Below are 21,679 nucleotides of genomic sequence, written 5' to 3' on the forward strand. Positions count from 1 at the left end.
ATCTAACGTCTTGCTCATGCTGCCTATGCCCCATCCCTACGTCCAGTTTCATTTTTGAAACGGCGCAAACCTTGAAATCGAGGAAACGGATAGCAGCGGATCTATTGTTCGAACATGTCTGAGCATCCGCATTAATAGTCTGGACGTCCAGAAAGCGGTTTGCTACTGCAGTTTTAAAGTATAATTCGGCTACGTGGCTTTTATGTCATGTTTTATATTTTTAAAATGGCATCGAGCGACATACTTGGCTTGCATTAGCATGCTCATTTCACATGGTTAGGGAATGACATCCTTCGTTTTCGACAGTTCGGACTTGCATCGGGATCAGGGTTTCGATGCTTACAGGGCGCTCTACGCTGGCGGGTCGGATGTGGAAACCAGCGGGATCGATCGCACCTGCGACAACCATCTGCAAATCAAGCGAAAATTAAACAATAGGAAGGTTATCTGTTGATTTTCACTGAGAACTGACCCGGCATAGCGGGGGCAGTTCCTAGCGGAAATCAACAACCATAGTCGTCATTGGCTACGGTGCACCCGTTCCGATCGTTATAGTGGGCCAAGTACGACGGATCGGTCACGATAAGGTTGGATTGCGCCGCTTTACAATCGCCTGTGCGTCCTTCCTGCAGTTTCTTTAGCTGTTGAAAAACGGTTCAGTCCCGATTGAAGTCAAAATGATATCCCAGCCGACTACACTTTCAGGTTGACTCTGCGCAATCATTCGCCAAGAGCTTGGCGCGGTGGATAGGGGAAGACATGTTTCAGCGTATTCGGCCTGTAATGGCGGCAATCTGGCATTCGTATCGGCGCCAATCGGGTTTCGTTCAGTTGCTTCTTATCGTGCCGATGGCCAGCGCCTTTCTTCTGACCGTTCTGGTCGGTAATATGGGCCTGGCTCTCATGGGGACAGCGGTTGCGCTGTCGGCGCCGGTCGTGGGCTGGCTTGCCGGCATTTTCGCGCTAATTTTAGGGAAAGCCAGTCTTATCATTGCGAGAGACCGGCGGAGACCTTAGCTGGCATGTTCATCTGATACAGCCAACGTTCTATTATTCCCCCAATGTAAGGGCGGCCGTCGCCACCGGCGCCACGCGGCCGTTACAGGGTTTGGTCATTACGCCATGCGGCAAACCCACAGGCTGCTCCCGCTACCGTTCCTGCCATGTCATGCTGTGGGGATTCTGCATCCTTCCTTTCGTGCTTTGCTATCGCCGGTAAAGGTCGAGGGTACACAATTTAGGGCGTCAATTTTTTTGAGCTTTTGCCTGAATAGCGGCTAGCACCGATTCCAGTTCAGCGAGGCGAGCGGCTAGTTCTTTATTGCGCGAGGTGACCGTATCGCTGCCTGCATCTCCACGGGATGCCGACCGCAATATGTCAGCGACCGTGTTTGCTTTTCTGACAGTGACCTCCGGTACATCCGACCCTGTTGGTAAGGCTCGTAGTTCGTTGGTCATGCACATCCCTAGGTCAGACTTGATCGCGACTGAGTTTTCAAATTGACCATCGTATTGGTCGATATCGTCCCCCAGGTCTGAGAAAAAGTCACTAGCACTTTGGATTCGTTCGCACGTTCCAGGCTTTTGATAAGCCAAATCCCGCTCAAGCGCTTGGACGACTTTGTTATAGATAAATGCGTCCTCCGCGCGGAGCGTGCGCAAAATCGACGTAATTTCCTCTGGGGGAGCGGTGCTTGCACCGAAAAGTCGCGTTCTCAAATGATCATCATTCAAGGCGCTTTGTAGCCAACTCATCGCTCCTTGGGTCACGGAATCGACTTCCATAAATTGCCGGACCATCAGATCGCGGCTGGAACGTACAAGCCAATAGGCTATGCGAACGTCATCTCTGTTCGGATTAACTTCAGGCCTGCTGATTTGATCAAGGCGCTCCTTCCAAAGGCGCGCGGCGCGCTGGTGTATCACAACCAAATCAGAGGGGTCCTGTTGTCCAGCGCCAACACTTTTCAGGAATTCTAGTGCTCCCATACCCCCCAGTTGATCTCCCGCCACTGCCGTAGAAAGCGTGCGAGGCACCGCATTGTCCCAAAAATATGGAACCCGGAAATCGGCAGTGAAGCCATCATAATTGGCGGTCGGTGCCGAGACGGACACCTTGATGTCGGCCAGAAGCGTATTCGACTTAAAGTCAAAACGCCAAGTGTTATTTACTGGGCCTTGTAAGGTCACATCGTCGCTCGCCAAGCTTGGTGTTGGTAGTGAACTTGACGGCGGAAAGCTTCGCGTGTCTGTTTTCAACTCACCAGCCGCAGCAGCGTGACAAAGCGGCACGAAAACAGAGAAGATCATCAGCGCTTTTTTGATCATTTTGGTTTAAGCCCCAGAAGTTGGAACAGATAGATCGAGAAGAAAGAAATTATACCGTTGAATAACCCTTTAATTGGTACAGCATAGTCCGAAATAATAATGGCTCTGTTTCCGCCTGCATCAACAGTAATGATTAGTATATTAATCATCGACAGAACAATACCGATTACCAAGCATAGAAGAAAGAAATATCCCGTTTTATTGAAATCGTTTGATGCCGATGGTGGTTGCACGGTCATATCCCGCCTGTAGCACACGGATGCAACGACTACTGGAAGAACACCGACTACACTCGCCACAAAGCCCGAAAGTTCATTTTTCAATGATGCGCTGAGAGCCTTCTGAAAGGTCAACGCAAAAGGTAAATCGGTTGCCGTGCCGCCTGACAAGCCATAAAGTGAGATCGCAAGAAACGCGAAGCAAATAGAAATAATGATGGCGTTTAAAATAATGAGAATTATTTTGGCGCCGTATCGAATATAGTTATCCGTCATGAGTTTTGACATAATGACCAGCCCTATTCGATGAATATTGGAGAATTTTGCAATTGTCATAAATTGTGGGTGTCGCTGCATATAAAGCTAACCCACCCAACGAAACCCAAGAAAATCCACGCGATCGAACTTAATTTCACAGACACTGTCGAGGCCATTATTGGCCTTTCCGCCTTGGTTGCCTGCAAGAAGTATAATTGAGCCATCGTCGTTGACGGCGCTTACAAACCCCACATGACCTGTGATATCGCTGCTTTGGCTCGCTTTAATAGCAATTGCGCCGACCTTTGCCTCTGGCAACTGCACCGGCAAGTCCATCCAACTTTTGGCATAGCTGCTATTCTTCACTGAGCTGGCCGCGGCAGCAGCGGTAGCATCGCCACAATTTTTCAGACACCAACAGACGAAAGCAGCGCACCAAGGCGTGTCATCCGATTGATTTGGTGGAAACCCGACGCTCTCCAAATATTGAGAAATTCGCGGGTTCGTTTGGCTGCCAGGGGCCTCCGTTACCCCAGCCTGTTCTTCTTGTTTGGCTGTATCTAGCCACGGTGCAGACCCTGTCGAAGCCTGAGGCAAAGGCCACCACGCTGGAGGATTATCAAAGAGAGGTGCATTCCGTTGATATGCGTCATGTAGCCGGTTTGCGACTATATCAAGTAGCTGATCACCCGTATTAGGCGCTCCCGGTTGTCCGAGAAGAGTAGGATTATTTTGTATCGCAGCTGCCGAAAGCACTGCATCGACGGTCTGTCCCGGATTTGACAAAACTCCCTGAGCACCGCTGGTCCCGAGGAAATGATAGAGATACAACTGCGCTGGGCTCGGTAGTCCGTTGAATTTGCTAAGATGAGCGTCGATACCGTCGTTAGCGATATCCGCAGCGCAAAGCGCTTGGGCCTGTGGATTGGTTATATCTTGCATTCCATAGCCGAATTTCGGATCGATTTGCGCGATCGTCGTCTGCCATGTAGAAGCTAAGAATTGGAACGGGCCGATTGGGCCTGAATCATGTGCCTCCATCACGGAGGCTGGGATAAGACTTTGAGAGTCATTCCAATCTCCGCCTGTTTCGACCCGGGCGACAGCCATTAGGTAGGCAACATCCACTTCATAGTAGATGCATGCGCTTACACAGTAGCGAAGGAAATCTTCGTAAGAGACATCTGCAGAAGGCAACGGGGTCGTGACGATGTATGTACTGCGCAGGTAGCCCGTTGGTCCTTTGCCGCCGCCGCGATCCACGGTTACTTTCGACCACACCTGATCGACCGCTGTGACATTGACCAGCGAGTCATTTGGCTGAACAGAAAAAGGGTAGCCCTTCGGAAATTCTACCGCCGGACTGCTAGCATCCGGCTTCTGCCGCAGTGGAACTGTGTCACTGACGGTGGTGATCTGCATTTAATTCTCCATATCTGTTACATCTTGGTTTGTAGATGTTCGATGGATGACTACTGCATTGAAATGTCAGCGTGCTTTAAGAAGCAATGCATTCTGAAGTTGAATGGTATATGTGCCGGTTACCGGTTGCCCCAACTTCGTTTGCGCTGCACTTATCACCTTTCGGTTGTTGTCTGTCAGCGTATCGCCGCCCACAAATTTATCGTCTACCAGCGAGGTGACATCTGCGCCTAAGCCGCTGCTTGGATCTTTGGCAAAATCCGCCAGCAGCTTCTGGGCTTCCGCGACTCCCTTGTGAGTGCTGAGCTTTATGTGCTCGAATAACGATTTGTACCGGTCGCTAGGACAAGGGCCGATGTCATGCACTTTGCTCCGTGTCACCTTATCGAGCACCCCGGTCGCAGCAATTGCCTCCCCGTTCTTATCTGACGCCGCCGTCAAATTTTGAAACTCAATAATCGCTTTGCGAGTGCCACTTCCAACACCGCCAAGATCGCCCGTAGCTTTCGCGCAGAGATTGCCTTGTATGGTCATGGCTTCGGCTTTGGAAATTCTCACGTCGTGGGTGGTCAAGCCTCCTGCAAGGTCAGCGTCTGCAATTGACTGCTTGACTCTGGTGCTACCGCCATCACGCACATCTTTGACCGAAGGAACCGTCGGACTTCCCGTCGCAACTTGAGTAAGGGTGGTAACGCCAGGACTGGAAGCAGAAGCGACGTATGTAGTGTTGCGGACAGCCGCCTTGACCTGTGCCTCAATCGATACCGGCAGGCAGATGTTCAGATATCCGCGGATTGAGTCCATAGCGACATTGCTGTCCGTAAAACTCATACGCTGCTGCTCGGCAATGCTGCGATACGCCTGTGTTTGGCTTTTGATAAGGCCCTCAATGTCGGAGGGGTCCATTGCATAAAGGAGATTAATTGTGGCGTTGTCGGACACCTGGGAGGCAAGCCCAAACGCTGCGGCGGTCACGCCAATCGCCAGTTTTGAAGCTCCAACGATGTTAAGAACTGAATTGCTTGATGTCTGAAATGAGGCCAACTGGGCCCTGGTTGTATCCCGAGCAATCCGGATGTCCCTCAGCTTTCCGAGGTAATCGCTGCATTGCTCATCGACATAGCCATATCCGGCGCGTGCCACCTGGTACCAGTCGTAAGTTGATGCTCCATTGTCCAAAGAGCGACGAATGAAAGTATCTCGCACCGACAAATAGTTCTGGGTCGAAGCTGAAACCCTTGAAGCATACATTATCGGATGAGGGCCGTTGATGGAGCTCTCGATACCCGGAGAATTTACGCATGATCCAGTGGCCAGCGCGCAAAACAAGAGCGCAGCACAATTGATGTACTTCATTGAAAACGCCCTAATTGAAGATTACAATGAAAGTATTGCGAGAATTAACGCTACTTGGAATACACGTTCGATATGTATTCTGTGGATAACTTTTTGCATTTAACGCAGATCGAAGAGATTGTTAGTGATTTGTTGTCGCAGCAAAGTTCATCTGTATGATTCCTAACGATATTTTTAATATGAATTTCTTTGAATATATGCAATTTCTGGATGTTTAACTAGGATTTGCAAGGTTGAATATTTTGATTTCACATGTTCTTTAGCTGGGCAAGTTCTTCCTATTCTACAAATGAGCAGCCGTTAAGAGCGTGTTCCTGCTGAGTACTCTCGTCTCGATCGCATTGACGATCATGCGGCGGATTTGAAGGTTAAGTGCTTGTCCATCCTTGTTTAAGGCACCAAAAAGACGCCGCCATGTGACGTCGGTCACGGATAGTGAGCTTTGAGTTCTTGAAGCTTTCATCGCATCAACGACGCAAGGAATGGGCCAGTTGTCAGTCAATTACAATATGCGGGCCTGCGATTGCAGGCGTCGACGAAGACGGCGCGTTTGAGCTTATGTAAGGCTTCGCCCTCGTTGAGACCGGGCTGGCGGCACCGGCGCAATGCGGGGCTTGAATAAAGCTCGATTATCGACAGTGCACCCTCCGTTGCTCTGCAACTCGGATGTCTCGGAGCTTCTTGGAGCCTCGCATTATGGTGCATGCAGCCGCTAATGCCAGACAAAAGGTTCTTCGGTTAACTCCATTAGCTCTTGACTGAGATCTTGTCGCGACGAGGGAGGTACACTCCGCGACCTAGGAGCTCATTTCGAAAGGCTTCTGGTGAAAGCGCGATTAAATTTGGCTGTTGGCGAAGCCACGTCGCGTTCAATTTTACGAGGCTTTCTCGGTCGTTGACAGCAAAGAATTGACGGTCGATCAAACCCAGCGTCTTGCGTACACGGTCTTTGGAACTGGGTTGGGATGTATTGATAAACTGTCGCAACTCCTTCGGGTCGATGGCAGCAACCATGGCCGCGCCGTCGTCAAATAGTTCCAGGTGTTTGAACGCCTTGAGGTCTAAAAGCTCCTTTCTGACCATTGCTACCGTATGACTGTCCCATTCAGATTCCCCCACAAATTGTGCAAAGCCTCCGTCAACCATCTCGCCATAAAAGAAATCGACGTAACGGCTCTCCAAGGCAGCTTGATTAATTTCTCTCTCAGGAACCTTCGAGTCTCGGAGACTATCCACCACAGAGAAGTTCGATTCCACGACGCCCTGATCGTCTCCACTTGCGAGCGCCTCCGCAGAAACAATCGGCGCGGCTCCGAATGTTCCCGCTTGATCTCCAACATGCGAGCCAGTTTCAGGTGGTGACGTATCCCTCTGGGCGCGCAATATTGCAGCGGTCTCAACTTCGTAAAGTTGGGACTGCCCGACATCGTAAACCCAAAGAGACGCGCTAAACACAAGAACCGGGCAAATTATCGTACTCGGACGTAAAGGGGTCATGCTCCACCATTTCGCATCTCGCTTCAGTCAGCCTTGGAAAACTGCGAATAGATCATCGTTCCCGCATGGCTTCTGATCCTACCTCGATCAACGGCGAGAAAACGTATTCCAGTAGCCTCCGCGAACCGGTTTTGATTTCGACGGTCACGGTCATGCCTGCAGACAGTGGCACCTCCCGTCCATCGGCGACGACGGCGGTCCTGGAGGGGCTGATCACGACTGGATAGACGAGATTTTGGGTCTGCCCCATTGACGTGACATTGGTATTCGACTTGGCAAGCTGTGTTGGATCATTTTCTGCCACCTGAGCGTCAGAACTCGGGATGGAATCGCGGGCAACACGCTTGACGGTTCCAGTGAGCGTCCCGTAGCGGGTGAACGGAAACGACTCGACCTTGATGATCGCTTCCTGTCCTTCATGCAGGAAGCCGATATCCTTGTTCTCGGCGTAGGCTTCGATTTCCAGTGGGGCATCGTCAGGGACAATCCGCATGGCCTGCTGGCCGGTTGTAACGACCTGCCCAATTGTCGTGACAGCCAACGCCTGAACAACCCCGTCGATTGGGCTCACTAAAGTCATGTGGCTTGTGGCGGCCTGGGCCTTGACGAGCCGCTGGGTCAGGTCGTCAGCCTGTCGTTCAGCGTCTGCAAGCTTTTGGGCATTGTCACTTATGAACGTCTCAAGCGTTTTTTGCTTCTCAGCTTCAATCGTATCGAGAGAGGCCGTGGTTTGGTCGAGCTGGCCGCGATCGGACGCGAACGTTGCCTGCTCGTCCTCGAGGCTCTGGAGCGCGTCTATCAACGTCGATTTTGTGCCGGTACTGTCAGCAATCAGAGCATTGTGCAGATCCACCCGCTGCTGAAGCGTCCGAATAAGATCGGTTTCAGCTTGAGTGGTGGCCTTGAGCTTGTTCTCCTCAGCCCGCTTTTCCGCCCGTTGCGCATTGAGGCTTTGGATTTGCGCGCGAAGATTCCCCAGATCATATTCCAGCACCCGGTTCTCTCGGCTCTGGATATCCGCCGAGATATCAGTCGGCCATGGAATAATCGGCCTCAGATTGGCGTATTCTCCCTCGGCCACGGTAATTTCGGCGTTCCTTCGTAATATTTCAGCTCGATATGAATTCAGGCTGACAGCCAGCTCATTGGCGTCCGCCATGGTCTCGGTGGGATCAAGTTCGAGAAGAACGTCACCCGCGCGAACATGCGTGCCGTTTGCGACGTTGAACGCCCGCACGCGCCCGGTTTCAAGGGGTTGGATGACCTTAACCTGACTTGCCGGTCGAATTTTGCCTGTGGCAACTGCAAAAATGTCGATCCGCCCAAAGTAACTCCATACCAAAATGGCCGTGGCGAGTAGGCAGATGATAAGGATCAAGGCCATTTGGGTGGGAGAAGCAGGCGTTTCAATAATTTCGAGGGCCGCGGGAAGGAACTCATTGTCGGAGCGCTGGCGTTCGACGGAAAGGCGCTTAGCCCGTCTTACCGCTTTAGTCGGAACGATCTCGTTCAAGCGCGCTCCTCCTGCAACTGGTCGGTTTGCAAGGCCCAGAGGTGGGCATAAAGCCCACCAGGGCGGCGCACGAGTTCGTCATGAGAGCCGATCTCGACGATCCGCCCGTCCGCCATACTGATAATCCTGTTGCAAGGGCGGACCGCAGCAAGGCGGTGGGCAATGATGATCACGGTACGTCCCTGGACGATGCTCTTCATATTACGGTGAATGACACGCTCACTCTCATAGTCGAGCGCGCTGGTCGCCTCGTCAAAGATGAGGATTGGGGGATTTGTCGCCAACGCGCGGGCAATTGCCAATCGTTGACGCTGACCGCCAGAGAGATTGGCACCGCGTTCTTCGATGATGGTGTCATATCCGTTGGGCAGTTTATCGATGAACTCATCGGCTCCGGCCAGCCGTGCGACCTGCATGACGAGGGCCCGAGAGGTGGTCGGGTTGGCCAAGGCGATGTTATCGTGAATGCTGCGATTAAACAGAAGGTTCTCTTGCAGCACGACTCCTATATTGCGACGCAGCCACGCGGGATCGACCTGGGCGATGTCGGCGCGGTCGACCAGGATCTGGCCTTCTTCGGGAAGATAGAGACGCTGAACCAGCTTTGTGAGAGTTGACTTGCCGGATCCAGAAGGTCCGACAATGCCGATGACCTCTCCGGGGCGGATCACGAGCGAGATGGCCTTTAGAACCTCAGGTGCTGCCGGTCGATAGCGGAATCGGACGTTGCGGAATTCGATTGCGCCTTTGGGAGGCGGGAGAGTCCCGATACTCGCCGAAGGTGCACGCTCGGTCGCCGTATTTAGAATATCTCCCAGGCGCTCAACGGAAACCTGAACCTGTTGGAAGTCCTGCCACAACTGCGACAGCCGGAGGACGGGCTGCATGACCTGGCTCGAAATCATATTGAATGCAATCAAGCCCCCAACAGTGAGGCTTCCGTCCATTACCGATCTTGCGCCGAAGTACAAAATGCCTGCGGTTACCAACTTGTTCACATACTGAATGGCGTTTTGGCCGCCCGCGGAAAACATGGAGGCATCGAACGACGTTTTGACATAGGCAGCCAGCTTTTCCTCCCATTGCGCCTGCATGGCTGGTTCTACAGCTGCAGCCTTCAGCGTCTGGACGCCAACGATGGACTCAACAAGGAATTGCTGACTTTCTGCGCCCGTATTGAACTTCTCTTTGATCTTGATGCGCAAAGCCGGGCGGATCAGGATCGTGATCAGGACGTAAAGCGGGATTGAGCCCACGACGATCAACGTCAGTTGCCATGAATAGGCCAAGAGAACGCCGATGAATATCAGAGCAAAGAAGAGATCGATCGCCGAAAACAGCGCCTGGCCGGTCAAAAATGAGCGAATGGTTTCGAGCTCTCTGACACGCGCGACGGTCTGGCCGGCAGATCGGGTCTCGAAGTATCCGAGTGGTAGCCTTAGAAGATGGCCAAACAGTCGGCGTCCAAGTTCGACATCGATGCGATTTGTCGTATGTGACAGCGCGTAGCTCCGCAAATATTGCAGGCTAACGTCGAAAATGCCGAGTACAGCCAAGCCGCCCACAAGCACGGCAAGGGTCGAATAGCCCTTGTGAACGACGACCTTGTCGACGATCGCCTGAAAGAAAAGCGGTGTGACCAGGGCAAAGAGCTGTACGAAAAGCGATGCCAACAAGACGTTGGCCAAGGGCTTTCGGTAACGCCAGATCGACGGGAGAAACCAGCTGAATCCGAAGGTTTTCGGATCGAGACCCTCTCCCCGAAATCGGCGCTGGACGAGCACGACTTCAGCTTCGATCTCGCTCAAAGCCGCTTCTGCTGACACTTCGCGGGCGACGCGGGTTACAGGATCGACAAATCTGAATTCATTGGTGGGCGTAAGCCCGCCATAAAGGATGTATCCGCCTTCCTTTAGTTTGACGATCGCCGGTGCAGGGATGGCGCGCAGCCTATTTGCTGTTCGCACCACGGTCACCCGCGCCTTAAGTCCAGTGCGGTTGGCTGCTCGAAGCAGATCGGCGTGCGCAGCTGCGCGGTCCGCAAGGACAAGTTCCGTTGCGAGTTGAACAGGATCGGCGACAATACGGTAGTAACCGGCTACGGCGCATAATGCGACAAGGCCACTGTCAATCTGGCCCGCCGATAGCGGGGGCACGGACGGAATATCGTTCATTATTGCTGCTTGCCCCCGGAAAAATTAGACGGCGCCGTGCAGCGCCGTCCTTTTTAGCGCGAAATGCTATGCTGCCCGCATGAAGTCGCTCGCCGTCAGGGACGGACGATTGTACGCCGAGGTGAATGCATCATCACCAATGACATTCCACTGCGACGGGGTGAGGGGGGTCGAAGAGGTTCCAAGACTTGCGCCGATCGAGGCAGGTTGGATGCCCGTGATATCGGGGAGACCGTTCATCGTACTGACATTGGCCTGAGCCCATTCGGAAACGGCGTAGAGTTGGTCGCTTTGCTGATAATCTGATCCGGCGCCGTTGTTGGCGAAGTTGATGCCGAAGTCACCGACGTTGAAGCCGATCAGCGACAGGCTACCTGGGTTGGAGTTGTAGTAGTAGGTATCTGTGTCGGTTTCCGATCCGTCCCAATTCTGCTGATCGTAGCTAAACGATGATTGGTTGGCTGTGAGGCCAGTCAACACTAGCTTGTTCTGCGGGCCTTGTGTTTGATAGTCATTGGAATAGGCATAGTCTCGCGTCACGCCAATATTGCCCGACTTCATAGAATAGCTGTTGCTGGTATTGGAGTATTCATCCCAGGCATCGGTATAGTATGCCTCGGTTCCGCCGGCGGCGTTGGCATCGCCGACAAGCTTCAGGTTGTTGTTCGGATCGACGCTTCTCTCGCCCATGCCATTGGAACCACCGTGCATGTTGGGATTGAAGTCAGACTCACCGCCGATCCTGCTGCTCGAATATTGCACATAGCGTGTCGGATCCGAGACGATCTGTCCATTGTACTTCAGAATATCGCTTGCAGTCGGATTGATCAGGACGATTTTGTCGTCGAAGCCACCGCCGTAGCCGTCATCGCCGCTCGAACCGAAATTCTGGTCGATATAAGCGTCGATCTTGCTCGGATCGAGCGCCAGGAAATTCGCCTGATTGATGTCATTCATCTGGAGAATGTAAACGCCAATATTTTTGCTGGCATCGGCTTCAAAGTCGAAGGTATCGTTACCGTTGGCGCCGTAGACGACTGTTAATGGGGCCAGGTTCGCCGATTGGAAAAGAAAAGTCTTGGGGGCATCCACACCACTTTCGACCATCGCCCAGTTCGCCGTTGTCGACGGATCGCTCGCGGTTGATGCATCAAGAGTTGCAGTTCCACCGTTCTGTTCAAGAATGAAGTTGTTGCCCTGGGCGAGATCGAACGTATCCGAAGCCTGTCCCAACATAACGTTGGTCCCATTGCCGCCAATAAATGACGTGTTGCCGTTGGGGGAGCCAATCAGTACGGCTCCTCCCAGAGAACCAGAGAACGTGTTCACTGCATCACTAGCGTCCAGAGTCACGCCTGCAGGGCTCGCGGCAACTTTAACTTCAGTAATCCCGGCGATTAACGCAGGTCCCTCGGACTTCAATAGATTTTGGAAGCCAGTGTCGTAGTCTTCCGCGGTCGGTGTTCCCACAGTGCTCATGATGACGTCACGAACGAGATTTCCAGTGCCGACGATCGTAGGTGCGCTCGACGCGCTTTGGCCGTCAAGCCAAGTTGATGAATTGAGGCTTACGGTGACAATTCCTAGTGAGGAATTTACAATTCCGTTCACGAGCGCCGCATCGGTTGATTTGTCAGCGGCAAGATGACCGGCATATTGAATCGCTATATCGGAAAGGTCGCGATAGACCATATCATTGGAACTCGATATGTCGTCTACATTGCTAGGCACGAGCGTAGCAAGGTCCGCCGCATCATCAAAAAAGCTCTTAATGGCGACGTCACCATAGAGCATGGTTCCCTCGTCGATTGCGGAATAGGCGATCATTTCTTGCAGTGCCGTCGAGGGAGAACCTGCTGCCGTCTTGTAGGCGCCCACGCCGGCCGCATTGGCGACATCGTCATTCCACAATTCCGGCATCCAGTACGGCGCGATTGCCGACCAGTTGGTCAGGTTGTTGTCCGAAGCGTAGAGCAGCATCGTCGCTAGGGCCATGCTGTGAAGTTGTACAGCGCCAAGGACGTTTGTCGCGCCCGAATCGAGTCCCGTGACGGGCTGACTCTGGTTAGTCGCCCAACGAAGACCCGAAAGAGCCTCCCCAACCGTGGCGTAGGCTGACAATTTAGATTCGTCGATTGGAGATGGAATCGAATTGCCGTAAATATATAGCGCGAGTGACGGATTGTATGCGTTTCCAGGAACGGAATCAGCATAGGCGTTTGCCGCGGCTATTTCGTACGGCATATTGTCGAATAGATATCCTTTAACCCCATAGATTGAGCCTACTAGGCCGGACAAGCCGCCACCCAGAGAGTGGCCAGTTAATGTGATATCCGCGCTTGTGCCTCCGTTACTGGTTACCGTTTGGAGGGTGGATTGATAGAACGAAATTGCTGAATTGACATCGGCCGCTTCATCTGAGCCGCCGCCGATAGTCCAGCCGTTCCAAAGATCTCCATCAAGTAAATCCGTGCCAATGACATCGGTTGTCCCTCGGTATGAGATCTCGTATTCCGAGCCGTTTTGATATGACACGGCCATAAAGTTGTTATCGTTGGACTGCGCGGTCTTGAGAATCGTCCAATCGCCAATTTGTGAATATTGCTGTCCGTCCAATGCTGCATTTGCGCCAAAGTCATAGGCATTCATTGCTAGAATTGCGTTCATTAAATCATCAGTCATAGGTCGTCCCTTCTTAGATAACTAACGAGGTTTTCCATCAGCATGTATCGAAAAAAATCTACGCTCTTCAAGTCAAGGTTGTTTTTATAGGTCAGGATCCATGGGAGACGGTTCTCAAGACCGCGGGTTACCGGTTCATCAGTGACGGTGACGATCGCGTTCTGGTAGACTGCACTTGGTCCCCCGATCTCAGCGATGTTAGTGGGTTCTACAATAATTATTGAGGAAGGATCACCTGTGTCGGCGAAGAAAACGATGGTAGGCAGTAGCTTGGTGCGGACTTCAAAGTCTTTATGCATCCATGCGTTCATCTTTCCAGTGGGCGAGGCTTTTGGTAGGGCGCTGCTCGGAAAGAGACCCACTGTGGCGCCTCTATTTTCGTCCACGACCTCTAGCAGCACGAACGCCGTCCTGCCATTTGGAAAAGAAACAGGGATCGCATCGCCTTTTATAGAAATGCGTCCGCATGTCTGCTCCAGCAAAATGCATGGCGGACTATGTATTGTCTCTTGAACGACACCGGACGCTGACAAGGGCTTACCGTCCACCATGAAATTGACGGTGAGCCGGTACCGGTAGGAATCAACAACGTAAGAGACGTCCCTCACATATATGAAGGCAGCGAGAGCCAGAACGGCGCACGCTACAACGGCTAGCAGCACGAGTATGGCCCTAAGCATTTGCAAACTCACGCTTGAGTGTCAGGTAGGACCGTTTGATGGTCAGCCATAACGTAGGCATGACACTCTGGACATGGCGCCGAGCCGATATGGTTCGAAGACACTTCACGACTGTCTCTGTAAACCGTTGGCTTCGGTCGGCTGGGATAGCCGATCGACCTGCGCCAGCGATTGAGCATGCGCACATCAAGTCGTTAGTCATACCAGTCTCCCTGAGGAGTAGTGCCTGATATCGCGCCGAGCGCTATCTTAACCCCTGAACTGTCATTCGCCGCGGCGCAGTGTCCGAGCGCATTTTCGACGAAGTCTGTTTCCGTCCACTTCTTAAAATCGGTTGTGGATCGCTCATGGAGCCACCCCACTAAACTTAAAATTGGGGGAAAGGCGGGCTTTGTAACAATCTCTTCGTAGTAGTAAGCGATGACTTTACGGTCGGTACCATCAATTTCTTCAAGCTCCCACGGGCCGTGACGGTACGGCGGCATGTTGGGAACCTGGGGAGTGACCCAGTTATTGTTACTGAACCGCAGATATCTCGTCGGCAATTCTGCCGCTCCCAGTAGCTTTCCAGTCTTTGGATCTATCTCGACGATCGGGGGGCCTTCATAGTGTCCAAATGCGCCGAGGATTCGCATGTTGGCGAGGACCCGCTTGACGCATCCCCCAACTGGAAGGCCCTTTAATGTCGTATTGCTGCTTTCTATCAGGATGGTGTCAGGCACACTTTCACCTACTTGCGTCGTTTGAATGCCCGCAAGGAAATCGCTGACCTTGCTCCGACGAAAATTTGCCGCCGCAATCGAGCCTCCCCAGAACAGCCAAGGCCCTACCAGGAATGCCAATAAAATCGCTGAGGACTTGCGGAGTCCCCATCGCCTTGCGTGAAACAAAATGAAAAGCCCCGCTGCAGCATAGGCGAACATGGGCAAGTAGAGGATAAACAATCCTCCGAACAGTATAAGGTACAATTTAGGTGCGCCCCTAAATGGCTATATCAACGGGAATTCTATGCTTCAGTGCAAATACAGGCTGGGAATTCGCTCATTTTACGTCATTGGTCTGCTGAGTATCGCAGAGTGGCCGCCTCAATTTCCTCGGTAACATGGTCCTTGGGGGAAGGAATACCATACGCCGGATCTACCTAAGGATGCATCTTTGATATTTAAGTACTGTAGTTTGTATGTATAGCTTTATTTCATCGCCTAACTGGCGCAACTCACAACTCATCTGCGGCTAGACCACCCAAATCACTGACCTTGCTGCTTTTCAAAAAGGCTACGACGCAACAGGTTCTCGTGTCAATTGCAGCGCGCTCAGATTGTTTGTTTGTGATACTAAATAAATTAGTACGATTTTTAGCTGTATAAAAATAAGCTATTTGTGGAATGTCATGCTTATCTTCGTGTTTCCCGACTGCTTTGCTAACGTCAGACAACTTCACTCAAATGTAGATATTACTACGGGATTGCAATCGAAAATGGCTTCGGCATGCATTATAAAGATACTTAATCATTGATTGCAGATTCTAAACTCTAAATATTCACATCAGCCGAGCCGCTATGAGCATTGCCCTTTTTGCTTGGGAATTAGGTAATAATTTGGGGCATCTGGCCCGCGATATCCCCGTAGCGTTGGCGCTTCGCGCGCGAGGTCATGTAGTTCACTTTGCCTCCCGAAATCTCAGCCAGGCAAGGAAGTTGCTGGAGCCTCTGGGCTTTGTTTGCGTACAAGCTCCCTGTTTGATGCGTGCCGGGCAGTCGTTCGCTCCGAATTGCTATGCGGAGATCTTGCTTGCGACAGGTTACGGTGACGATTTGACTGCCAAAGCCCTTGTCACCGCTTGGCAGCGCTTATTTGAAGCGATGAAGGTGGACATCGTGATTTCCAATCACGCGCCAGGCGCTGTACTTGCCTCACGATGCTCCAAAATTCCCGTCGTCGCGACCTGCATTGGCTTCGAGTTGCCGCCGGCGAGACCGGAGATTTTTCGAGTACGGGGTTCTACATCGGCCGAACAGAGCGTGGCAGCAGAGCAATTGGTTTGCCGGATAATCAATCAGGTATTGGCGAGTAGTGGCCGGGAACGCATTGAGAATATTGCCCAGCTTTTTTCCTATGCATCGCTTCTCATGACCACTTTTCCAGAGTTGGATCACTATGGACGACGCGAGGGGTTGGAATACATCGGTCTGGTGTCGCATTTGCCAAGTGAGCCAGCCAATTGGCTGCAGTCCGGCCGAAAGCGCATTTTTGCATATCTTCGCAACACGGTTCCGAACATCAACGCTATCTTGGCTGGACTGGCGGCAAGTGCCTCTGAAGTGCTTTGCATAATGCCAGATTGCAGCTCGTCACAAATCAGGGATTACAACGCACCGCATTTTCGCATCCAGCGCGATACAATCGACATCTCTTCGGTTCTGCAGTCGTGCGATTTGGCCGTGACATATGGCAGCGGTACGATCCACGCCGCGTTGCTCGCCGGCTGCCCCTTGCTGATGTGCCCGCAAAATGTGGAACAATATATGCTCAGTCTACAAGTCGTACGTTTAGGGGGCGGGTTGCTGCTCCCGGTCGGAGTTTCTGCCAATGCGATTGCAGAGACAATGTCTATCCTACTATTGGATGCGCGTTTCCCCCACGCGGCAAAGGCATTTTCGGAGAAGTACCGCGGATTCACGCCGGCATCGGCGGTTGGCAAGATCGTCGAAACCATAGAAAGACAGCTCTAGGCTGCCAGCCCCCGTGGTGGGCGCGATCCTCGACGGTTAGCTCGGGACTTGGGTTGCTTTCTCAGTCAAAGTCCCAGTCCTTTTTGGCATAAAAGTTGACACTCGATCGCAAGGAAAAGCTGGGTCGCTGATGTTAGGCGACGATAATTTTTCTTCACGTCGGTCCGGTATTGAATCCATCAGTGAAGTATTGATGCAGCTTTAATCAACATGACTGCCAATGCAGCCGCGCAACCTTCCCACACCGGTCGGGCCGCATCCTGCAAGACTTTCAGTCGGGCCATCGCTTTAGCTCGTTCATCCTCTTTGGCGTCTTCGTTGACACCCCAGACGACCTCGGCAAAAAACCAGAAGGGCACGGCGACAGTTCAGACTGCATATAGGGCCTTTGTAACGAGCCAAGCCCCATCATCTTTCCAATGTAGCCAGCCCCACACCGTCAAGTTCAGGGTGAACAGAAAGAACAGGGCTGCGACGCCAGCGGAGAAGTGGCTCCAATCTTCAACCCAATCTTTCGGACCCGGATATTTCCGCTTCGTTTCACTTGGCCGAATTTCTGCCACCTGTTATCTCCCTATGCATAATAAAGGACATTATCGTGCATGTCGGCGGTCGCCACCAATCATAGGAAGCTCGTGAGTCGCAGCCGCCACGGTTCCTAATATGGCTCACCGCGATCGCTGTCATTCCCCCAGATGCCAGCGACGGCCCTGTCACCGCCGCTGCCACGCGGTCGTGACAGGGTTTGGGCTCATCGCCGCAACTCAATCAATCGCGCCGCCACCGGAGGCGGCAGGCTGTCCTTCACGTCGAGCAGCATTTCGATGCTGTGGCCCTTGGTCAGGTTGCGACAGTTCCCCTTACCATCGTCGTCATAGAGATCGGACACCAGCAGCGGCCCGTAGCCTGCCGGCTTCGCGGGCATCGTGGCGGGCCGGTTGACCATCCACAGCCGGTCTTTGGCCGCCTGCTCGCGCGGCGGCAGTTGCGTCCACATGGAGTAGAGGACGTAATCGAGAGGCGTATTGGGAACGCGCGTGCCGAAACGGACGATCAGGACGTTGGCATCGACCTCGACGTTCGTTGCCTTCAGTCCGATGGCATGGTGCTGTCCGAGTTCCGGCAGGATGCTGCGGCACGCCACCAGAAACTCGGGATCGGAGTGCGCTGCATCTAGCATGTCTTGAGCTCCGGCGCTGCTAGGTGGCACGAGCATGGCGGTGACAAGGGCAACAGCCCGCAGGTTGGTATGGAAGGGAATCTGTTATCCTCACGTGGTTCGGAATTGCCTCAGCCGACGAGCGGCTTGCCCGTCGCTTTCGCCTTTTCCCTCACATAGAACTCTTTGAGTTCCGGATATGAGACGAAGGTGAAGCTGGCGAACCGCCCCTTGGTGACGGTGTACGTGCCGGAGGAGTCGACGGAATAGTGAAACGGCATCGTGCCGATGGTCGTTTTACCGCCGCCGAAAGGCAGATCGGGAAGCGAAGTCTTGTTCCTCGCCTCGGCTTCCTCCCGCTGGTGCTGGAACGTCTCGATCGCCTTTTGCAAGGCACTTTCCAGATACTGCTTGTCGCCCAGCACGAGATATTTCTCGGCCAGCAGGCGCTCGCATCCTTCGCCATACCGGGTGTTCATTTGTGTCGCGAATTCACCCAATATTACATTTCGCCGTGACCCTCTACCGACTTCGATGTAGCAAATTGGTCAACGGGTTCGCGCCGATCGAATGGGTCGCCGTCAAATGAAAATACGGGTCAGAACGTTGTGAACCTCAACAACCAGTGTTTCAGGCTGCCGGAAAGGCACGCTGAAGGAGTGCCTGCTCGACGCGATCGAGAAGTAGGCGGGCGGCGTGCGAAAGCTGCCGCGCCTGCCCGACGCAGAGAGCAAGTGGTATCGGCCTCAGAATACCATCCTCCAATGGTACGAAGGCAAGTTCTCCCAGTCGCACCTCTTCTATGACATCAAGGGACGTGAGAATGCCCACTCCTGCACCATCGATGACCAACGACTTGATCATCTGGATGTTGTCCGAGCTGATGGCGGGCGAAAGTACGATGCCCGTTGCAGCTTGTAGCGCATTGACCTGATCACAAAGAGCCAACGGCTCCGCGGGTGCGACGATGGGATATTCGACGCATCGGCTGAAACGGATGCCGGGCATTGAGGCGAGTTGATGATCTGGCTGCGTGATAACACCCAGCACAATGTCACGATGGTTCTGGACGATGATGTCCTTCGATGTCTGAGGTGCAAGCATCAGCCCGAAATCGACTTCGCCACGCTGGACGACGCCTTGGACGTCGACATTGTTGAGCACCTTCAACTCGATGGTGATGCCGGGGAATTCCCGCCTGACGTTTCGAACGACTGTGGCTATGAACCCCTTGGCGAGTGCATCGATGATCGCGATGCAAACATGGCCGCGCCGCAGGCCGACCAGATCATCGATCTGACTACTCAATCGCTCGAACTCTCGCGTCTATCGACCTCCCGCCGTCAGCATCAATTCGCCCGCCGCGGTTGGCTTGACCGTACTTTCGATGTGCTCGCCTATGGGGATCCGAACATCGACTATGTCTTCGAGACCGCGAGTGTGCCCTTGGTCGACGAAAAGCTGCTTGGCCGCCGCCTTGGCACATTTGCCGGCGGTACGGCGGCCAATGTTGCCTGTGCGACGAGCCGTCTGGGCGCTCGTGTTGCAGGTTATGGACGCGTCGGCAACGATGCCGACGGCAGGATGCTTTTAACGGCCAACGACGAGACCGGCGTGTCGAATGCATTCCTGCGCGTCGTCGAGCAGCAGACGGCGGCAGCAACGATCATCGTCGACGCCTCCGGCGAAAAGGCACTCGTCTATGCGCCGATGTCCGGCGAGCCGGTGGACGAGGTGGCGCTCTCGGCGGCGCTCCAGCAAAGCAGGCTGCTCTACGCCATACCCTATGACCTCGCTGAGTTCCTGCAGGTCACTGCCTTGGCGCATGCCCACGGCGTTGCAGTCGCCATCGATATCGAGGCGGCCGTCGCGCCAACCCGCGCGCGTCTCGATGCCCTGCTGGAATGCTCTGACATTGTCTTCATGAATGAAGGCGGATTTCGCGCCACCTCAGACGCAGAGATCGCCGTCGAAGCCATTCGTCCGCTTCTGGACAAAGGCCCGCAATTGATCGTCGTCACCATGGGCGCGGCCGGGGCTATTGCCTGCAGCCGCACTGCATGGGCCAAGCATCCGGCCTTTCCGGTGAAAATGGTCGATGCGACAGGTGCGGGCGACTGTTTCAACGGCGCCTTCTTAGCAGCGTGCTTCAAAGGCCGCACCCTTGAGGACACCCTTGCTTTTGCTTGCGCAGCAGCAAGCATCGCCGTGTCGGCAGTCGGCGCACGGACCGCGTTACCGACGATGGAAAACGTTGAGAGGCTGATTTCGGATCAATCAGTTGGGAGAGGATGAGGTGTTGGGACCCTTAGCGCTTTGGCAGCATGCTGTTGATTTCCGTCAAGGAGTGATCCTACCGCACATATGGCTAACTTTCTAGGTAGTGGTCCACACATCCCTGGTGGCGGGACGGCGGCTAGAACCCCAGCAGTGTGATTGCATGGGCAGGAGCTATTTTTCTTTGCCTTAGGGCGTACCGAAGTTGGTAGCTGGGAACCAGCGCTTCACATCCCTTCAAGAGCGCTATCGTTGCTCCAGTAGCTTTGGTGCTCAGGAGCTACCATTTAGGCTTCTGTCAAATCTCGATAGGCGAGATACACAAATCTTTACACTCGCCACTGTTGGCTTGGGTCTCCTTCACCCGAGCGTGCCGCGTATCACGTGTTTGCATATGGCATATATGCCGACAAAGGCGACAGCCTGTTCACTCGTAGCCAGGCTGTCGCGTGCAAGTCGTTACAGCACGCTGACGTTCTCGGCTTTCGATTTGCCGGTCTTGCGGTCCTGACCGACCTCGAAGCTAACCTGGTCGCCCTCTCTGAGAGAGCCGCCGCGCTGCAAGGACGACACGTGAACGAAGACATCCTGACCGCCATTCGACGGAGTGATGAAGCCAAATCCTTTGTCTTCGTTGAAAAATTTCACGGTACCTGTAGGCATGATGTTTCCTTTTTGATTTCCATAGCCGTTCGCTCTCGACAGATTTTCTATAGCGTGATCGGCATGCCTATCAATCGAAATTACCGGAATTTCCGGGCATTTTGTTTAGTCTATCGCTTCCTGAAATTTTTCGATGCTTTTAATGACCACTTCAAAACACAGGGTGGCGCCGCAAACGCCGTTGTCGACATTCTGTCGCAATAGATGAACCCCCGCGCAATTTATAGTGACCCACACAGATACTTCTAATTTATTGGGATACTTTGCTTTTCTTCGTTCGCGCGGGAGCATGCTAAAGTGGCAAGGAAAATAAACGCGAAGGGATAGTCAGTAGCACTGCCCGCCTTGTGTCGGATTTTCATTTGGTCAGCAACGCGGCACAGTGAAACAGGTCACTCCGTATAGAGGCGGGAGCACACTCGCTTAAGTGTTGCCATAACGCTAAAGCACTATCGAAGATTGTTCCGTAATCAACTCCATCTATAGTTGCTTATCAGTGAAACGTTTAGAATAGAAGGTGTATTTTTTGTGAGAATCCAAATGTAGCGTTAATTATTATCTATAAAGGCGGGAGAGAATATTTAATTTATTGTTGCCGACTCAGATGTTGTCTGAAATAGAAAGTACAGCCTGAGATTTTCTCTTGCTGCTTCGGGGGAACGTATTTTGAAAAATCTTTACCGTGCAACGCGCGCGATCGTCATCTTCGCCCATATCGCT

At 53.0% G+C, this 21,679-nt stretch carries 17 protein-coding genes; 3 read left to right on the top strand and 14 right to left on the bottom strand.

Annotated elements, in window-relative coordinates; all coding sequences use genetic code 11:
- The first annotated feature begins 759 nt into the window (after positions 1-759).
- On the top strand, positions 760-1,017 hold the full coding sequence (locus tag BSK43_RS14645; protein ID WP_077470945.1) for a hypothetical protein: 258 nt from the start codon (positions 760-762) through the stop codon (positions 1,015-1,017).
- Between the two features lie 228 nt (positions 1,018-1,245).
- Here BSK43_RS14645 and BSK43_RS14650 read toward each other — a convergent pair whose 3' ends face one another.
- From BSK43_RS14650 to BSK43_RS14695, 10 genes are all read right to left on the bottom strand, one after another.
- Positions 1,246-2,328: a hypothetical protein gene (locus tag BSK43_RS14650; protein WP_136686941.1), complete on the bottom strand. Its 1,083-nt coding sequence runs from the start codon at positions 2,326-2,328 to the stop codon at positions 1,246-1,248.
- A complete protein-coding gene (locus BSK43_RS14655; RefSeq protein WP_077470943.1) occupies positions 2,325-2,903 on the bottom strand; it encodes a hypothetical protein in 579 nt (192 codons plus the stop codon). Before BSK43_RS14655 ends, BSK43_RS14650 begins: the two co-directional genes overlap by 4 nt.
- Positions 2,904-2,909: 6 nt before the next feature.
- Positions 2,910-4,226: a TIGR02594 family protein gene (locus BSK43_RS14660; RefSeq protein WP_077470942.1), complete on the bottom strand. Its 1,317-nt coding sequence runs from the start codon at positions 4,224-4,226 to the stop codon at positions 2,910-2,912.
- A 66-nt stretch (positions 4,227-4,292) separates the two neighbouring features.
- On the bottom strand, positions 4,293-5,582 hold the full coding sequence (locus tag BSK43_RS14665) for a hypothetical protein (protein ID WP_136686943.1): 1,290 nt from the start codon (positions 5,580-5,582) through the stop codon (positions 4,293-4,295).
- Between the two features lie 747 nt (positions 5,583-6,329).
- Positions 6,330-7,079: a hypothetical protein gene (locus BSK43_RS14670; protein ID WP_077470939.1), complete on the bottom strand. Its 750-nt coding sequence runs from the start codon at positions 7,077-7,079 to the stop codon at positions 6,330-6,332.
- A gap of 52 nt (positions 7,080-7,131) precedes the next feature.
- Positions 7,132-8,592, bottom strand: coding sequence for an HlyD family type I secretion periplasmic adaptor subunit (locus BSK43_RS14675; RefSeq protein WP_246662584.1), 1,461 nt, complete (start codon positions 8,590-8,592; stop codon positions 7,132-7,134).
- On the bottom strand, positions 8,589-10,766 hold the full coding sequence (locus BSK43_RS14680; RefSeq protein ID WP_077470938.1) for a type I secretion system permease/ATPase: 2,178 nt from the start codon (positions 10,764-10,766) through the stop codon (positions 8,589-8,591). The genes BSK43_RS14675 and BSK43_RS14680 overlap by 4 nt, the downstream gene beginning before the upstream one ends.
- Positions 10,767-10,832: 66 nt before the next feature.
- A complete protein-coding gene (locus tag BSK43_RS14685) occupies positions 10,833-13,448 on the bottom strand; it encodes a hypothetical protein (protein WP_136686945.1) in 2,616 nt (871 codons plus the stop codon).
- The gene (locus tag BSK43_RS14690) at positions 13,445-14,128 is read right to left on the bottom strand and encodes a hypothetical protein (protein WP_077470936.1); all 684 of its coding nucleotides are present in this window, start codon (positions 14,126-14,128) and stop codon (positions 13,445-13,447) included. The genes BSK43_RS14685 and BSK43_RS14690 overlap by 4 nt, the downstream gene beginning before the upstream one ends.
- Positions 14,129-14,322: 194 nt before the next feature.
- Positions 14,323-15,072 (bottom strand): hypothetical protein, encoded by a 750-nt coding sequence (locus tag BSK43_RS14695; RefSeq protein WP_136686947.1) that lies wholly within the window; start codon positions 15,070-15,072, stop codon positions 14,323-14,325.
- A 615-nt stretch (positions 15,073-15,687) separates the two neighbouring features.
- On the opposite strand from BSK43_RS14695, the gene BSK43_RS14700 reads away from it, so the two are divergent.
- The gene (locus tag BSK43_RS14700) at positions 15,688-16,860 is read left to right on the top strand and encodes a nucleotide disphospho-sugar-binding domain-containing protein (protein WP_077470934.1); all 1,173 of its coding nucleotides are present in this window, start codon (positions 15,688-15,690) and stop codon (positions 16,858-16,860) included.
- Positions 16,861-17,611: 751 nt separating this feature from the next.
- Here the strand turns inward: BSK43_RS14700 and BSK43_RS14705 are convergent.
- From BSK43_RS14705 to BSK43_RS14715, 3 genes are all read right to left on the bottom strand, one after another.
- Entirely contained in the window at positions 17,612-18,040 is a 429-nt protein-coding gene (locus BSK43_RS14705; RefSeq protein WP_077470932.1) for a hypothetical protein, read from the bottom strand.
- Between the two features lie 110 nt (positions 18,041-18,150).
- Positions 18,151-18,498 carry a hypothetical protein gene (locus tag BSK43_RS14710; RefSeq protein ID WP_077470931.1) on the bottom strand — a complete coding sequence of 116 codons (348 nt, stop codon included), beginning with the start codon at positions 18,496-18,498 and terminating at the stop codon, positions 18,151-18,153.
- Positions 18,499-18,649: 151 nt separating this feature from the next.
- Entirely contained in the window at positions 18,650-19,327 is a 678-nt protein-coding gene (locus BSK43_RS14715) for a LysR substrate-binding domain-containing protein (RefSeq protein WP_077471020.1), read from the bottom strand.
- On the opposite strand from BSK43_RS14715, the gene BSK43_RS14720 reads away from it, so the two are divergent.
- A complete protein-coding gene (locus BSK43_RS14720) occupies positions 19,283-20,314 on the top strand; it encodes a PfkB family carbohydrate kinase (protein WP_136686949.1) in 1,032 nt (343 codons plus the stop codon). The two genes, BSK43_RS14715 and BSK43_RS14720, sit on opposite strands and share 45 nt — an antisense overlap.
- A 441-nt stretch (positions 20,315-20,755) precedes the next feature.
- On the opposite strand, the gene BSK43_RS14725 is transcribed toward BSK43_RS14720, so the two are convergent.
- Entirely contained in the window at positions 20,756-20,959 is a 204-nt protein-coding gene (locus tag BSK43_RS14725) for a cold-shock protein (protein WP_077470929.1), read from the bottom strand.
- Between the last annotated feature and the right edge of the window lie 720 nt (positions 20,960-21,679).

The sequence above is a fragment of the Rhizobium sp. P44RR-XXIV genome (genome assembly GCF_001999485.2).
Taxonomy (GTDB): domain Bacteria; phylum Pseudomonadota; class Alphaproteobacteria; order Rhizobiales; family Rhizobiaceae; genus Rhizobium.

Coding starts and splice junctions, on each gene's coding strand:
- BSK43_RS14660 (WP_077470942.1), bottom strand. CDS start 4,226: ATGCAGATCACCACCGTCAGTGACACAGTTCCACTGCGGCAGAAGCCG.
- BSK43_RS14650 (WP_136686941.1), bottom strand. CDS start 2,328: ATGATCAAAAAAGCGCTGATGATCTTCTCTGTTTTCGTGCCGCTTTGT.
- BSK43_RS14710 (WP_077470931.1), bottom strand. CDS start 18,498: ATGAACACCCGGTATGGCGAAGGATGCGAGCGCCTGCTGGCCGAGAAA.
- BSK43_RS14700 (WP_077470934.1), top strand. CDS start 15,688: ATGAGCATTGCCCTTTTTGCTTGGGAATTAGGTAATAATTTGGGGCAT.
- BSK43_RS14665 (WP_136686943.1), bottom strand. CDS start 5,582: ATGAAGTACATCAATTGTGCTGCGCTCTTGTTTTGCGCGCTGGCCACT.
- BSK43_RS14685 (WP_136686945.1), bottom strand. CDS start 13,448: ATGACTGATGATTTAATGAACGCAATTCTAGCAATGAATGCCTATGAC.
- BSK43_RS14645 (WP_077470945.1), top strand. CDS start 760: ATGTTTCAGCGTATTCGGCCTGTAATGGCGGCAATCTGGCATTCGTAT.
- BSK43_RS14720 (WP_136686949.1), top strand. CDS start 19,283: ATGGCCGCGCCGCAGGCCGACCAGATCATCGATCTGACTACTCAATCG.
- BSK43_RS14680 (WP_077470938.1), bottom strand. CDS start 10,766: ATGAACGATATTCCGTCCGTGCCCCCGCTATCGGCGGGCCAGATTGAC.
- BSK43_RS14690 (WP_077470936.1), bottom strand. CDS start 14,128: ATGCTTAGGGCCATACTCGTGCTGCTAGCCGTTGTAGCGTGCGCCGTT.
- BSK43_RS14705 (WP_077470932.1), bottom strand. CDS start 18,040: ATGCTAGATGCAGCGCACTCCGATCCCGAGTTTCTGGTGGCGTGCCGC.
- BSK43_RS14725 (WP_077470929.1), bottom strand. CDS start 20,959: ATGCCTACAGGTACCGTGAAATTTTTCAACGAAGACAAAGGATTTGGC.
- BSK43_RS14670 (WP_077470939.1), bottom strand. CDS start 7,079: ATGACCCCTTTACGTCCGAGTACGATAATTTGCCCGGTTCTTGTGTTT.
- BSK43_RS14655 (WP_077470943.1), bottom strand. CDS start 2,903: ATGCAGCGACACCCACAATTTATGACAATTGCAAAATTCTCCAATATT.